The following is a 14,696-nucleotide window of genomic DNA, read 5'->3' as shown; positions in this document are numbered from 1 at the left end:
GTGTTTCGCCGGTGCTGGCCTTTCGCGGATAAATCCGCTCCTACAAGGGATCGCCCATCCCTGTAGGAGCGGATTTATCCGCGAGAGGCCAGTACAGGTTGAGTCAGTGCCCCATGGCCAACTTGGCACTCACCTGCCGGCGGCGGTAGGCGCTGTCACGCGAGGCCAGCCACCAGTACAGCGGCGAAGTGATTGCCAGGCCCACCAGCCACGACAGATCGGCCCCGTTGATGTGCTCGGAAATCGGCCCGACATACAGCGGTGTGTTCATGAACGGGATCTGCACCACGATACCCACCGCATAGGCAATCAGTGCCTGCGGGTTGTAACGGCCGTAGATACCGCCATCGACCTTGAAGATCGACTGGATGTCGTAGTCGCCCTTGTGAATCACATAGAAGTCGATCAGGTTGATCGCCGTCCACGGAACCAGCACCACCAGCAGCACCAGCACCATGTCGACGAAGTGGCCGATGAAGTCGGCCGAGGCGAACACCGCGACCACGCAGCAGGCTGCCAGCACGATCAGCGACAGCACCGCACGGCTCTTGGCGGTGGGGATCCAGCGATAGGCGAAGGTCTGCACCAGGGTGATGATCGACAGCACCGCACCGTACAGGTTGAGGGCGTTGTGGCTGATCACGCTGAGCAGGAACAGCACCAGCATTACCGGGCCCAGGCTGCCGGTAGCGAGCTTGACCGCGTCCATGGTGTCTACGCCAGCCGGGATCGCCAGCACTGCCACGGCGCCGAAGATGAACGACAGGCTTGAACCCAGGGCCGCGCCCAGGTAGGTGGTCCAGAAGGTCGAGCTGACTTTCACGTCAGCCGGCAGGTAGCGCGAGTAGTCCGACACGTATGGGGCGAAAGCGATCTGCCACAGCGCCGCCAGCGATACGGTGGCCAGCCAGCCGGCCAGGTTGAAGCCGCCGCGGGTGAGGAAGTCGTCACTTTGCACATGGCTGAAGATGTAGCCGAAGCCGACCACGATACCAATGCCCAGCACCCAGGTGCCGATGCGGTTGAGCACATGGATGAAACGGTAACCGATGATGCCGATGATGCCCGAACCCAGCGCACCGATGACGATGCCCACCGATACCGGTACGGCCTCGACTACGCCATGCAGCGACTTGCCGGCCAGCACGATGTTGGAGGCGAAGAAGCCGATGTACATCACCCCGGCGATCACCACCACCAGCAACGCGCCGAGGGTGCCGAACTGGGCGCGGCTCTGGATCATCTGCGGGATGCCCATCTGCGGGCCCTGGGCCGAGTGCAGCGCCATCAGCACGCCACCGACCAGGTGGCCGACCAGGATGGCGACGATGCCCCACACCAGGTTCAGGTGAAACAGTTGCACGCCTAGCGCGCCGGTAACGATCGGCAGCGGCGCGATGTTGCCGCCGAACCACAGTGTGAACAGATCCCTTACCTTTCCATGGCGGTCTTCCGGCGGCACATAGCCGATCGTGTGTTTTTCTATGAGGGGTGCCGAATTGGCTGCACTGGTCATGACTGACTCCAAGGCAAGGTGGGGCATCGGGTGCTGCCCGGATGCGTGCCGGCGAAGGGCGACGCGTTCTTGTTGGAGCGATGATGCGGGGCGCGGGGATAACGAGAAATTAGTAAATATGTGCCCATAAACCTTAAAAAACCTAAGGCTGACAAAAGGTTAAGCGGTGGACGGTAGCAAGGAGGGTGCCAGCTGGCTGGAGGGCTTGAGGTAGAGGGGGTAGGCGTTGTGTGAACGGCGGAGGGTGAGCGTTGGTGGTGCACAGTGTGCATTAACAGGGCAAGGCAGATTTGTTGCCTGTGCTGGCCCTTTCGCGGGTAAACCCGCTCCCACAGGTTCACCGCAGATATTGAAAATTGTGCTGTACCTGTGGGAGCGGGCTTGCCCGCGAAAGGGCCAATACAGGCAATACAGCTACATCGGCAACAACCGGTCTTGAATCACTTCTTTCATCACCAGGGTCGAGCTCAGGCGCTTTACATTGGGAATGCTGGTCAGTTGCTCGTCATAAAGCTTCTGAAATGCCGGCAAGTCCTTGGCCACCACATGCAGCAAATAGTCCGGGTCGCCGAACAAGCGCTGCGCCTCGACGATCTGCGGTATCGCCGCCAGCGCCGCCTCGAAATCCGCCACGGGTTGGCGGGTGACCTCGCGCAGGGTCACGAACACCAGCGCGGCGAAGTTCAGCCCCAGCGCGCTGGGCGCCAGGCGCGCGTGGTAGCCAAGGATGGCGCCAGACTCCTCCAGCGCCTTCAGGCGCCGATGGCAGGGCGACAGGCTCAGCCCCACACGGTCGGCCAGCTCAGTCACCGAGAGGCGACCATCCTTTTGCAGCTCGGCAAGGATTTTTCGGTCTGTTCTGTCCATCGAGAAGAATCTTCCAATATGAATGGCAATAGGGGAAATATACGAAAGAAAATCCCCCGGCGGAATCCGTAGGCTTTCTTCACCACCCAAACTGTGTGAAAGGAAGACTCAAGTGGCAATCAGTGTGCTGACGGCGTTCTGGGCCGTGTCGTTGCTGTTCGTGATTACCCCTGGTGCCGATTGGGCCTATGCCATTTCTGCGGGCATGCGCGGGCGTTGGGTGATGCCTGCCGTGGCAGGCATGTTGTCGGGGCATTTTCTTGCCACCCTGGTGGTGGCGGCAGGGGTGGGCAGCCTGCTGGCCGGCCACCCGCTGGCGATGACCCTGCTGACCCTGGCTGGTTGCGCCTACCTGCTGTGGCTGGGCGGCAACCTGTTGCTGAGCCCGGCAGCGCCGGAGGCGGGGCAGGCCACCGTGGGCGATTCGGGGCCGCGTTGGGCGCTCAAGGGCTTTTGCGTAAGCGGGCTGAACCCAAAAGTGTTCCTGTTGTTCCTGGCCTTGCTGCCGCAGTTCACCGACCCGCAGTCGAGCTGGCCGGTGCCTCTGCAGATCCTGCTGCTGGGGCTGGTGCACCTGTGCAGTTCGCTGGTGATCTACTCGCTGGTCGGCTACGGCGCCAAGGCCGTGCTGAGCAGCCGGCCCGGTGCAGCTCGATGGGTAGGGCGGGTATCGGGGACGGCGATGGTTGCGGTGGCGCTGGGGTTGATTGTCGGCCAGCTGCACTGAACGCAGCGGCACTGATCGTTCGGTGAAATTCTGGGGAACGAACTGCTGATCGCCGATCTCCTATCCAGAGATGGATGGCAATGTGCCCGGGACTTCCCAGACATGAGATCGCTTCAGCAACACCACAAGGATACCGTGAGCGCGCCGCCGAGCTTCCTGCTAAACGGCGGCAGTATTGGCAGCCTGCTGCAGTCGATGGACTGGAGCGGCTCGCCGTTGGGCGCGCCACACACCTGGTCGCCGCACCTGCAGGCGGTGATGGCCACGCTGCTGCCGGCCCAGGCGCAGTTCGTGCTGTTCTGGGGCGATGCCTATGTGGCCCTGTATAACGATGCCTACGCCCCGACAATCGGCACCAAGCACCCGCAGGCCCTCGGGCGGCCAGCGCAGGAGCACTGGAGCGAGTTGTGGGACGACCTCGAGCCGCTGCTGCGCGGCGTGCGCGAGACTGGCCAGACCTTCTGGGCCAAGGACCGCCCGTTCTATATAGAGCGTCGAGGCCTGGGCGAAACCGTCTATTTCGATGTGTCTTATTCCGCCGTGCACGAAGCCGACGGCAGCGTCGGCGGCGTGTTGTGCCTGGTGGCCGATACCACCGAACGGGTGCGCTTTCAGCAGCGCCAGGCGTTCTTGCTTGAACTGGGCCGAACCTTGCCGGGGTTGGGCGATGCGGAGCGCATCGAGGCCTACGCAGTGCAGCGCCTGGCGCAGGAACTGGGCGCTTCTCGGGTCTGTTTCGGCGAAGATCAGGGCGATGGCAACGGCTTCCGAGTGGCCCATGACTGGGTCGATGGCCTGCCTTCGATGGTCGGTCAGCATGACTACGCCAGCTTCGGAGCGTCGCTGCGTGAACAGCTGGCTGCGGGCAAGGTGGTGCAGCAGGCTTATGAGGCCCAACTCGATGGCTTGTGTGCCACGCTGCATGTTCCCGTGCTGCGTGCCGGGCGCCTCGAGGCGATGCTGGGCGTGCATTTCCATACCCCTCGTCAGTGTTTCGAGGGCGAATGCCAGTTGATCGAGGAAACCGCCAAGCAAACCTGGGCCGCCATCACCCACGCCCGCGCCGAACGGGCCTTGCACCTGCTCAACGAAAGCCTCGAGGACCGCGTCGCGGCCGCGCTTGCCGAGCGCGAGGCCGCCATGCTGCAGCTGCACGAGGCGCACAAGCTGGAGATGATCGGGCAACTGACCGGCGGCATCGCCCACGACCTCAACAACATGCTGACGCCCATCATCGCCTCGTTCGAGCTGTTGCGCCGTAACCCGCAATCGGAGCGCGCCCCGCGCCTGATCGAGGGCGGCCTGCAGGCGGCCGAACGGGCGCGCAACCTGGTGGCGCGCCTGCTCAGTTTCGCCCGGCGCCAGACCCTCAAGCCGCAGCCCTTGTCGCTGGCGGCCTTGGTGGCCGACATGCGCGAACTGATGGCCCGCTCGCTGGGGCCGACCATCGCCGTGCAGGTGCAGATAGACCCGGCACTGCCCGCAGTGGTGGCCGACCCTCACCAACTGGAGCTGGCCGTGCTCAACCTGGTGGTCAATGCCCGTGATGCCATGCCCGACGGCGGCATGCTGAACATCACTGCCGGGCTCGACAGCGCCGGCCCGCCCAAGGCGGACAGTGAGAGCGCGGCGCGCCTGCTCTGGCTGCAGGTCCGTGACAATGGCTGCGGCATGACTGAAGAGCAACTGCGCCGCTGCATCGAACCGTTCTATTCGACCAAGGGCGTGGGCAAGGGCACCGGCCTGGGCCTGTCGATGGTCCAGGGCCTGGCGTTGCAGTCGGGCGGCAGCTTTGCCATCGAGTCGCAGCCAGGGCAGGGCACCACGGCAACCCTTTGGTTGCCGGTAAGCGATGTGGCGGCACCCTGCCGGGACAATGAGTTGCCCGAGGCGCCGCAGGCCGATCGGCCGTGCCGGGTACTGCTGGTGGATGATGAAGAGATTGTGCGCCATGCCACCGCCGCGCAGTTGCGCGACCTGGGTTATGACGTGACAGAGGCCGGCAATGCGGCGGCAGCCCTGCATCTGCTGGACAAGGGGTGGCTGCCGGATGTGCTGGTCACCGACCATGTCATGGCCGAGATGACCGGTGTGCGTCTTGCCCAGCAATTGCGCGAGCGGCAGGCGGATCTGCCGGTGCTGATCATCACCGGCTATGCCAACCTCACGCCGCGGGAGCTCAAGGGCTTCGAAGTGCTGCGCAAGCCTTACCGGCAGGCGGAGCTGGCGCAAAGTGTGGCCAGGCTGTTAGCCAGCTCGCGCTGATCGCCGGGGCGCTTTGCGCCTTTGGCAATCAAGCGCCGAGTACTTTGCCAAGCATCTGGCACACCTGCTCCGCAGAATAGGGCTTGGCCAGGAAGGCGAAACCCTGGTGCCCGCCCTCGGCAATCGCCTCGCTGTAGCCCGAGGTCAATATCACCGGCAGCTGCGGGCGCTGCTTGCGCAATTCCCTGGCCAAGGCCAGCCCACCTATCCCTGGCATGACCACGTCGGAAAACACCGCGTCGAAATTGCCATTCGGCCCGTTCAGCTGGGCCAGTGCCTCTTCGGCCGAGCAGGCCCAGCTGATGTGGTAGCCATGGTCATGGAGAATCTGCGCGGTAAAGCTGCCGACATCGGGGTTGTCTTCGACCACCAGGATGCGCCGCCGCTCGCCCACCGGTTGGGCCTGTGTGCCGCTATCTGCATCGCCCGGCAGCTGCGCGGCCGGCGCGGGCTCTTGCGGCAGGTACAGGGTAAAGCTGGTGCCCTGGCCCTGTATGCTGCTGACCTTGACGTCGCCCCCCGACTGCTTGGCGAAACCGAACACCTGGGACAGGCCCAGGCCGGTACCCTCGCCAGGCGCCTTGGTGGTGAAGAACGGGTCGAAGATGCGCTCCAGCAGCTCGGGGGCGATGCCGACGCCGCTGTCGGTTACCGAGATTGCGGCAAACACACCGGGTTGCCCGGGCATGTGCTGGTCGGCCAGCAGGCGCAGGCGCAGCGTACCTTCCCCGGCCATGGCATCGCGGCCGTTGAGCATCAGGTTGATCACCGCCGTTTCCAGCTGGCTGAGGTCGGCGCGGATATGGCAAGGCGCCTGGGGCAGTTGCAGCTCCACCTGAACCCGCGCCCCGGTGGCGGTATCGAGCATGTCGGCCATGGCCTCCAGCCGTGGTCCGGCTTCGAACACCTGCGGGCTGAGCGCCTGGCGCCGGGCGAAGGCGAGCAGTTGGCCGGTGAGCTTGGCGCCGCGGTCGACCGAGTCGGCCATGGTCTTGAGGTAGCGCTCGCGCCGCTCGCCATCGAGGTTGGGGCGCTGCAGGAAGTGCAGCGACGAGCGGATGATGGTCAGCAGGTTGTTGAAGTCGTGGGCCACACCGCCGGTCAACTGGCCGATGGCTTCGAGCTTCTGGGTCTGGCGCAGCACAGCTTCGGTATGCAGCAGCTGGGTGGTGCGCTCTTCGACCCGGTGTTCCAGGGTGGCGTTGAGTGCCTCCAGCGCCGCCATCGCCTCGCGCACTTCGGCATTGGCCTGAACCCGCTGGATATGCGCCCAGCACCGTTCGGTCACTTCGCTGATCAGCGCTTGTTCATAGTCAGTCCACACCCGTGGCACACGATCGTGGATGGCCATCAGCGCGGTCAGCCTGCCGCCTTTGATCAGCGGCATGCAGATGGTGGCAGTGATGCCTATGGCCTGAAATGTCGCCGCCTCGTCAGCGGCCAGTTCGCGCAGATTGTCATTGATTACCAGGGGCAGGCCGCTGCGTAGCCGGCTTACTGCCAACTGGCCAAAGTCATGCAGGTGATAGTGGCCGACCAGGCGGGGGGAGCCGGGCGCCACCGCATCGCCGCAGATGGTGAAGCCGTCCTGGTCTGGCTCCATTACCGCATAGGCGCAGCTCGACAGCTTAAGATGCTCGACCAGCATGCCCGTGGTGATGGCCAAGATCTGGTCCGGATCGGTGGCTTCGGTCACGGCGCGGCCGAGGTTGTCGAGAAAGTTCAGGCGCTGGTTGGTGACCACGCTTGAGGTGGTTTCGGTGACCGTGTCGAGCATGCCCAATACCTCGCCATCATGGCCGCGAATGGGGCTGTAGCAGAAGGTGAAGTAGGCACGCTCGGGGCCACCGTTGCGGTTGATTGTCAGCGGGAAGTCTTCGATGTACACGGCCTCGCCGGCCATGGCGCGGTCGGCCATCATGCCGATGTCGGCCCAGGCTTCCTGCCACACTTCGCTAAAGGGTTTGCCCAGGGCCAAGGGCTTTTGCCCAAGGATCGGGATGAACGCGTCGTTGTGCAGGGTGAGCAGGGCCGGGCCCCAGAGTATGGCCTGCGGGAAGCGCGAGGCCAGGCACAGGGCCACCGTGGTTTTCAGGGCGTCGGGCCATTGATCAAGCGGGCCCAGGGGGGTAGCTGCCCAGTCATGGTTGCGGATGCGCTCGGCCATCTGCCCGCCGCCGTCTAGCCATTTTGCCATGTACGCTGCCGGTCCTCTTGCATAAGGCCTTTAGGGTGCACCGAGAATAGACGGTTGGCGAGGGTTTTGTGCTCGCTTGCACTGGCCTCTTCGCGGGCACGTCGGGGCCAGTGCAGGTCAGCGCATGAAGTGCACCTTGCCTGTGTCGTCGTTACCCATATAAATGCCATACACCCCGGCCTGGCGCTCGAGGATGTAGCGCTCGAGAATCTGCCGGATCGCCGGGTAGTAGATTTCATCCCAGGGTATCTCGTGCGGCGCGAAGAATTTGTACGCCAGCGTTTCCGGCCCGTACTGCCCGGTCTCTTCGGTGGCGATGGCGCGGAAGATGATGTACACCTCGCTGATTTTCGGCACGCTGAAGATCGAGTAGGGCGAGACGATGTCGGCGCGCACGCCGCTTTCTTCCCACACTTCGCGCAGCGCCGCCTGCTCGGTGGTCTCGCCGGCTTCCATGAAGCCTGCCGGCAAGGTCCAGGTGCCGGGGCGCGGCGGGATGGCGCGCTGGCACAACAGGTACTTGCCATCGCGCTCGATGATGCAGCCGGCGATGATCTTCGGGTTGATGTAGTGAATGTAACCGCAGCCGGTGCAGTGCAGGCGCTCGTGGGTGTCGCCTGTGGGAATGCCCCGGGCCAGTTCCGTGGTGCAATGCGGGCAGTAGCGCGGGGCGTTGGGCATGTCAGCGGCCTATAAGGGTCTTATATACGTGGGTCCTTCAGGGCCAAGGGTTCGACCATGTCGCGCACCTTGGTGTTGTCGTCCTGTTTCTGGCGCAGGTAGTCCAGGGCTACCTTGGCGGCGGCGCGTACATGGTCGACCGAGGCCTGGTGAGCCACCAGCGGGTCGCCGCCCTTGATCGCCTCGACGATCTTTTCCATCTCGCGGTTGCTGGCACCGCGGCGGTTTTCTTGCGATACCGAGGTGGCGCGCAAGTAGCTGATGCGTGCCTGCAACTGGCGCAGCTGCTGCGCTGCGACCTGGTTGCCGGAGCCTTCCAGGAGCACGTCGTAGAAGCCTTGCACCGAGTCCAGCACCTGCTGCAGCTCGCCTTCTTCCAGGGCTTCGCGGTTGACCTCGAGGGCGCGCTCCAGGGCACGGATGTCCTTGGCCTTGGCGTTGAGGGTGAACAGCTGCACGATCAGGCCTTCGAGCACGCAACGCAGCTCGTAGATATCGCGGGCGTCTTCCAGGGTGATGATGGCCACGCGCGGGCCCTTGGCGTCGGCGAATTCCACCAGGCCTTCGGATTCCAGGTGGCGCAGGGCTTCACGCACCGAGGTGCGGCTGACGCCGAGGCGGTCGCAGAGGTCGCGCTCGACCAGGCGGTCACCCGGCAGCAGGTGGAAGTTCATGATCGCACCGCGCAGCTTGTCGAGCACGATTTCGCGCAGGGTAACGGGGTTGCGGTTGACCTTGAAGCTGTCGTCGAGGGGCTGGCGTTTCATCAAGTGCGCTCTGAATGAGGCTGCCCGGCCGCAACCGCAGTAGCACCACGAACCATCGGTGCTCCTTGCGTGGGTTCGAACAGCCCGCTGTTAACGGGTTGACTCCGCATCGGCTTCAGCGAACGCTTCACGGGCCAGGCGGAAACTGTCCACCGCCGCGGGCACGCCGCAATAAATGCCGACCTGGAGCAGGATCTCGCGAATCTGTTCACGGCTCAGGCCATTACGCAATGCGCCGCGAATATGCAGCTTGAGCTCGTGGGGCCGGTTGAGCGCGGAAATCATGGCCAAGTTTATCATGCTGCGCTCTTTCAGCGAGAGGCCTTCGCGGCCCCAGACGTGCCCCCAGCAATACTCGGTGACCAGCTCCTGCAGCGGCTTGGTGAACTCGTCGGCATTCTGGATCGAGCGGTTGACGTATTCCTCGCCCAGCACCTGGGTGCGGATCTGCAGGCCTTTGTCGTACTTTTCGTTGCTCATGCGCAGTACTCCGAATGAAAAAAGGGGCCGCAACCGAGGGTGAGAGGGTGGGCGCGGCCCCTGAAAAGAGGGGCTGATATCTTGGGGCTGCTTTGCAGCCCTTTCGCGACACAAGGCCGCTCCTACAAAGGACCGCAATCTCCTGTAGGAGCGGCCTTGTGTCGCGAAAGGCCCAAAACCTTAAAGGTCAGCCCAGGGGCGGCAGGGCGCCCAGCTTGCCTTTGTGGTAGACCATCGGTGTCACCGGCTCGGCCGGCAGCACCAGGTTCTTCACCGCGCCGACGATGATCGCGTGGTCACCGCCGTCGTATTCGCGCCACAGTTCGCACTCGATGATCGCCGTGGCCTTGGTCAGCAGCGGGTTGCCCAGCGCGCTCAGCTGCCACTCGACACCTTTGGCCTTGTCCTTGCCCTTGCCGGCAAAGGCATAGGCCTCGGCGGTCTGGTCGGCAGACAGCAGGTGAATGGCGAACTGCTTGCTGTCCCGCAGGATCGGGTAGGTGTCCGAAGCGTAGTTGGGGCAGAACAGCACCAGCGCCGGGTCGATCGACAGCGCGCTGAACGCGCTGGCGGTGATGCCGACGATGCCACCGTCGGCGTCCAGGGTGGTGACCACGGTGACGCCGGACGGGAACGAGCCCATCACGTCTTTGTAGATGCCTGGTTCGATCATCTCGTGCTACCTCTTAGCGCATCACAAACGGGTCGGGCATCGGCGCGGTGGACAGGTTGATCCACACGGTCTTCAGCTCGGTATAGGCCAGCACCGAATCGATGCCGCTCTCGCGGCCGTAGCCGCTGTTCTTGAAGCCGCCGATCGGCGCCATGGCCGACACGGCGCGGTAGGTGTTGACCCAGATGATCCCCGAACGCACGTCGCGGGCCAGGCGGTGGGCACGGCCCAGGTCGCGGGTCCAGATACCGGCGGCGAGGCCGAACTGCGAGTCGTTGGCGATGGCCAGGGCCTCTTCCTCGGTCTTGAAGCGGATCACGGCGGCGACCGGGCCGAACACCTCTTCCTGCATGATGGTCATCGAGTTGCTGTCGCACTCGAACAGGGTCGGCTCGTAGAACCAGCCTTCACCTTCGACTTCGGCTCGCTTGCCGCCCATGTGCAGCTTGGCGCCTTCGGCCTTGGCCGCAGCGACCAGGCCTTCGACCACGGCCAGTTGCTGGGCGGTGGCCATCGGGCCCATTTCGCTGGCATCGTCCTGCGGGTTGCCGATGCGGATGCGCTTGGCGCGGGCGATCAGGCGCTCGACGAACTCGTCGAAGATCTCGTCCTGTACCAGCAGGCGCGAACCGGCCACGCAGCTCTGGCCGGAGGCGGCATAGATGCCGGCCACGGCGCCGTTGATGGCGCTGTCCAGGTCGGCGTCGGCGAAGATGATGTTCGGCGACTTGCCGCCCAGCTCCAGCGACAGCTTGGCGAAGTTCTCGGCGCTGCTGCGCACCACGTGGCGGGCAGTGGCGGCACCGCCGGTGAAGGCGATCTTGCGCACCAGCGGGTGGCGGGTCAGCGCCGCACCGGTGCTTGGGCCGTAGCCGGTGACCACGTTGACCACACCGGCCGGGAAGCCGGCTTCCAGGGCCAGGCGGGCCAGCTCCAGGATGGTCGCCGAAGCGTGCTCGGACGGTTTGAGCACGATGGTGTTGCCGGCGGCCAGCGCCGGGGCCAGCTTGATCGCGGTCAGGTACAGCGGGCTGTTCCACGGGATGATCCCGGCCACCACGCCGATGGGTTCGTGCACGGTGTAGGCGAACAGGTCCGGCTTGTCCAGCGGCAGGGTGCCGCCTTCGAGCTTGTCGGCCAGGCCTGCGGTGTAGTGGAAGAACTCCGGCAGGTAACCGACCTGGCCGCGGGTTTCGCGGATCAGCTTGCCGTTGTCACGGCTTTCCAGCTGGGCCAGGTGTTCCTTGTTCTCGGCGATCAGGTCACCCAGGCGACGCAGCAGCTTGCCACGCGCGGTGGCGGTGATGCTGCGCCAGGCCTTGCTGTCGAAGGCACGCTGGGCGGCCTGTACGGCCAGCTCGACATCGGCTTCGTCGGCGTCGGGCAGTTGCGCCCAGGCCTGGGCGGTGGCCGGGTTGAGGCTGTCGAAGGTCTTGCCGCTCTGGGCATCGAGCCATTGGCCGTCGATGCACATCTGGAAACGAACGAGGGTCATGCAACAATCCCCTTGGCGGATTCGGTGAGGGTGCGGGCTTGGGCGAGGAAGTCCAGGAGCATCTTGTTGACTTCACGCGGTGCTTCCACAGGCATCATATGCCGTTGCTCGGCCAGGACCACGCTTTGCGCACCAGGGATGCTGGCAGCGAGCTGGCGGGTCATGGTCGGGGTGGAGCCCGAGTCGAGTTCGCCGGTGGCGATCAGCGTCGGCACCTGGATGCTGCCCAGGTCGTCTGCGCGGTACATGTCCTGGGTGGCGAACAGCGAATAAGTGGTGTGGTAGCCCTGCGGGTCGTTGTTCGCCAGCACTTGGCGAATGGCGGCGACCTGCGCCGGGTTGGCAGCCTTGTATTCACGGCTGAACCAGCGGTCGAGCGCGGCGTCGACGTTGGCGTCGGGGCCGAGCTGCGCAGCCTGGGCTGCGCGGGCGATGACGCCGGCACTCTGCTCGGGGGTGCGGTTGAACACGCTGTTGAGCACTACCAGGGCAGCCAGGCGCTGCGGGTAGTTGAGGGCAAAGGCACGGGCGACCAGGCCACCCATGGAAAAGCCGATCACGATGGCTTGTTGAAGCTGCAAGTGGTCGAGCAGTTCGGCGAGCTGGGCGGCGTAGCCTTCCAGGCCGGTGTCGGCGGCCGGCAACGCGCTCTGGCCGTGGCCGAGCATGTCGTAGGCGATGACGCGGTAGTCGTTGGCCAGGCCAACGATCTGACCGCCCCACATTTCCTTGTTCAGGCCTACACCGTGGATCAGCACCACGGGTTGGCCCTGGCCGACGGACAGGTAGCTGGTGCCGGCAGGTGTACGTTCAGCGACAGGCTGAATCATGGAGGGCGCTCCTTGAAGGTCGGGCGCGGCGGGTAAGCTCGCCACGCCCCGGCCCGTCTTGGTTGTTGTTATTGAGCGTTGGCTTTTTCGGCAGCCAGTTCTTCCAGGTCGATGTAGCGGTTGCCGATGCGCGGGTGCAGGCGGCCACCGTCGGCTGCGCCCAGGACCACGACGATTTCATCGGCGCGTGGGGCGTCTTCGATCTGCATTTCCAGGGTGATGTAGTGCGAACGCAGGCCTTCGTCGTCCTTCTGCATCATCGGGATCTGGATCGAGGTGCCTGGGCCGCCGCGCTTGTTGGTGAAGCTCAGGTAGCTCTTGGCCTGTACCGCTTCGCGGTAGTGGTTGCCGAAGCGCAGGGTGTGGATCACCGCCGAGGCGTGCTCGATCTCGCCATCGGCGCCGACCACAGCCGCTTTACCGTAGGCTTCGATCTTGTCGGCACCGCCGATGGCAGCGGTCAGGCGCTCGACCATCAGGGCACCGAGCTCCGAGCAGTTGGCGCGGATTTCCGGCTTCAGATCTTCAACGAAACCGCGACCGGCCCATGGGTTCTTGATCACCACGGCCAGGCCGACCATGGTCACCGGCTTGTCGGTGGCCTTGCCGCCTTCGATGCGGGTCTCTTCGGAGTAGGTGACGATCTTGCGGATTTCGAAACTCATGGGTGGCTCCTGGTGAGGGTTATCAGCTCTTGTTGTCTGATGGTATACCATAATATTTGTTGTGCAAGAGGTGTCTGGAAATTTCTATTGCCGCGGGGACGAAAGGTGGTGGCATGCCTTGGGATTTGTGGCGCCTGTGAGACCGAGCGCCGCCCGCGCGGCGTATCGCGGATGAATCCGCTCCTACATTTGTTGCAACGTGCCGAACCTGTACCGCCATGGTTGCTAGCCCTGGCGCATGGCTTGAGCCTTACAAACAAGGCTGGCAACCATGGCCTGACAGGCATGGCCACGTTGCAACAGATGTAGGAGCGGATTCATCCGCGATGCGCCGCGCGGGCGGCGCGCGATATCGAAACCCCTACATACCTCAAGGCGTACACTCGCAAAAAAAAGCCCGCTCACGCGGGCCACAGGGGCCCCCGGGAGCGGGCGCGTCCCGCAATGACTCAGGCAATGGGAATTCAGGCGAACGCCGGTACCACTTCCTTGATGAACAGCTCGAGCGACTTCTTCTTCTCGGCGTGGGGCAGGCTGTTGTCGCACCAGAAGCTGAACTCGTCGACACCGAGCTCCTGGTAGTACTTGATACGGGCGATGATCTCTTCCGGCGTGCCGATCATGGTGTTCTTGCGGATGTTCTCCAGCTGGAACGCCGGTACTTCGGCGAACTTAGACTCAGGGCTCGGCTCGAGGAAGCCGTTGACCGGGGTAGTCTTGTTGCCGAACCAGGCATCGAAGGTGCGGTAGAAGCGCGAGATGGCCTGGGCGCCGATTTTCCAGCCTTCCGGCTCCGACGGGCTGTGCACGTGGGTGTGGCGCAGCACCATCAGTTGCGGGCGCGGCACGTCCGGGTTGTTGTCCAGGGCGGCCTGGAACTTGTTCTTCAGGTCCAGCACTTCCTCGTCGCCCTTCATCAGTGGGGTGACCATGACGTTGCAGCCATTGGCCACGGCGAAGTTGTGCGAGTCCGGGTCGCGGGCGGCGATCCACATCGGCGGGGTGGCGTTGAACGGTTTTGGCACGCTGGTGGAGGTGGGGAACTTGTAGACTTCGCCGTCATGGGCGTAGTCGCCTTCCCACAGCTTGCGCACCACCGGGACCATTTCGCGCAGGGCCTTGCCGCCGTCGGTGGCCGGCATGCCACCTGCCATGCGGTCGAACTCGAACTGGTAGGCGCCACGGGCCAGGCCCACTTCCATGCGGCCGTTGCTGATCACGTCGAGCAGGGCGCATTCGCCGGCGACGCGGATCGGGTTCCAGAACGGCGCGATGATGGTGCCGGCACCCAGGCGGATCTTCTCGGTGCGTGCGGCCAGGTAGGCCAGCAGCGGCATCGGGCTTGGCGAGATGGTGTATTCCATGGCGTGGTGTTCGCCGATCCACACGGTGCTGAAACCGCCGTGCTCGGCCATCAGGGTCAGTTCGGTCAGGTCTTCGAACAGCTGGCGGTGGCTGACCTGTTCATCCCAACGTTCCATGTGCACGAACAACGAAAATTTCATGGGGCATTCCTCAACGCTTGAAAGTGTC

At 64.2% G+C, this 14,696-nt stretch carries 13 protein-coding genes; 2 read left to right on the top strand and 11 right to left on the bottom strand.

The annotated features are described in order from the left end of the window. Positions 1-103: 103 nt before the first annotated feature. On the bottom strand, positions 104-1,516 hold the full coding sequence (locus tag BUQ73_RS15525) for a purine-cytosine permease family protein (protein ID WP_079228722.1): 1,413 nt from the start codon (positions 1,514-1,516) through the stop codon (positions 104-106). A gap of 414 nt (positions 1,517-1,930) precedes the next feature. Then, the gene (locus BUQ73_RS15515; protein ID WP_027918577.1) at positions 1,931-2,383 is read right to left on the bottom strand and encodes an Lrp/AsnC family transcriptional regulator; all 453 of its coding nucleotides are present in this window, start codon (positions 2,381-2,383) and stop codon (positions 1,931-1,933) included. A 112-nt stretch (positions 2,384-2,495) separates the two neighbouring features. Between BUQ73_RS15515 and BUQ73_RS15510 the strand changes: the two genes are divergently transcribed. After that, on the top strand, positions 2,496-3,110 hold the full coding sequence (locus tag BUQ73_RS15510; RefSeq protein ID WP_079228721.1) for a LysE family translocator: 615 nt from the start codon (positions 2,496-2,498) through the stop codon (positions 3,108-3,110). A 102-nt stretch (positions 3,111-3,212) separates the two neighbouring features. Beyond that, positions 3,213-5,375, top strand: a complete 2,163-nt coding sequence (locus BUQ73_RS15505) for an ATP-binding protein (RefSeq protein WP_079228720.1) — start codon at positions 3,213-3,215, stop codon at positions 5,373-5,375. Between the two features lie 28 nt (positions 5,376-5,403). Here BUQ73_RS15505 and BUQ73_RS15500 read toward each other — a convergent pair whose 3' ends face one another. The 9 genes from BUQ73_RS15500 to BUQ73_RS15460 form a co-directional block, all read right to left on the bottom strand. After that, the gene (locus BUQ73_RS15500) at positions 5,404-7,572 is read right to left on the bottom strand and encodes an ATP-binding protein (protein ID WP_079228719.1); all 2,169 of its coding nucleotides are present in this window, start codon (positions 7,570-7,572) and stop codon (positions 5,404-5,406) included. Between the two features lie 117 nt (positions 7,573-7,689). Beyond that, positions 7,690-8,253, bottom strand: a complete 564-nt coding sequence (locus tag BUQ73_RS15495; RefSeq protein ID WP_079228718.1) for an NUDIX hydrolase — start codon at positions 8,251-8,253, stop codon at positions 7,690-7,692. Positions 8,254-8,273: 20 nt separating this feature from the next. Continuing rightward, a complete protein-coding gene (locus BUQ73_RS15490) occupies positions 8,274-9,020 on the bottom strand; it encodes a GntR family transcriptional regulator (protein WP_027918582.1) in 747 nt (248 codons plus the stop codon). 90 nt (positions 9,021-9,110) lie between these two features. After that, the gene (locus tag BUQ73_RS15485) at positions 9,111-9,500 is read right to left on the bottom strand and encodes a carboxymuconolactone decarboxylase family protein (protein ID WP_027918583.1); all 390 of its coding nucleotides are present in this window, start codon (positions 9,498-9,500) and stop codon (positions 9,111-9,113) included. A 187-nt stretch (positions 9,501-9,687) separates the two neighbouring features. Further along, on the bottom strand, positions 9,688-10,173 hold the full coding sequence (locus BUQ73_RS15480; protein ID WP_027918584.1) for a flavin reductase family protein: 486 nt from the start codon (positions 10,171-10,173) through the stop codon (positions 9,688-9,690). Between the two features lie 13 nt (positions 10,174-10,186). Then, a complete protein-coding gene (locus BUQ73_RS15475; RefSeq protein ID WP_027918585.1) occupies positions 10,187-11,668 on the bottom strand; it encodes an aldehyde dehydrogenase in 1,482 nt (493 codons plus the stop codon). Beyond that, positions 11,665-12,498 (bottom strand): alpha/beta fold hydrolase, encoded by an 834-nt coding sequence (locus BUQ73_RS15470; protein ID WP_079228717.1) that lies wholly within the window; start codon positions 12,496-12,498, stop codon positions 11,665-11,667. Before BUQ73_RS15470 ends, BUQ73_RS15475 begins: the two co-directional genes overlap by 4 nt. A 68-nt stretch (positions 12,499-12,566) precedes the next feature. Beyond that, complete coding sequence (locus BUQ73_RS15465; protein ID WP_003256068.1) at positions 12,567-13,163, bottom strand: amino acid synthesis family protein; 597 nt, start codon at positions 13,161-13,163, stop codon at positions 12,567-12,569. 464 nt (positions 13,164-13,627) lie between these two features. After that, positions 13,628-14,668: an LLM class flavin-dependent oxidoreductase gene (locus BUQ73_RS15460; RefSeq protein WP_027918587.1), complete on the bottom strand. Its 1,041-nt coding sequence runs from the start codon at positions 14,666-14,668 to the stop codon at positions 13,628-13,630. Positions 14,669-14,696 lie beyond the last annotated feature (28 nt).

Source organism: Pseudomonas putida, assembly GCF_002025705.1.
GTDB classification, from domain to species: Bacteria; Pseudomonadota; Gammaproteobacteria; order Pseudomonadales; family Pseudomonadaceae; genus Aquipseudomonas; species Aquipseudomonas putida_J.
Note: the sequence above shows the minus strand (reverse complement) of the source record. Positions and strands in the feature narration are given on the sequence as shown.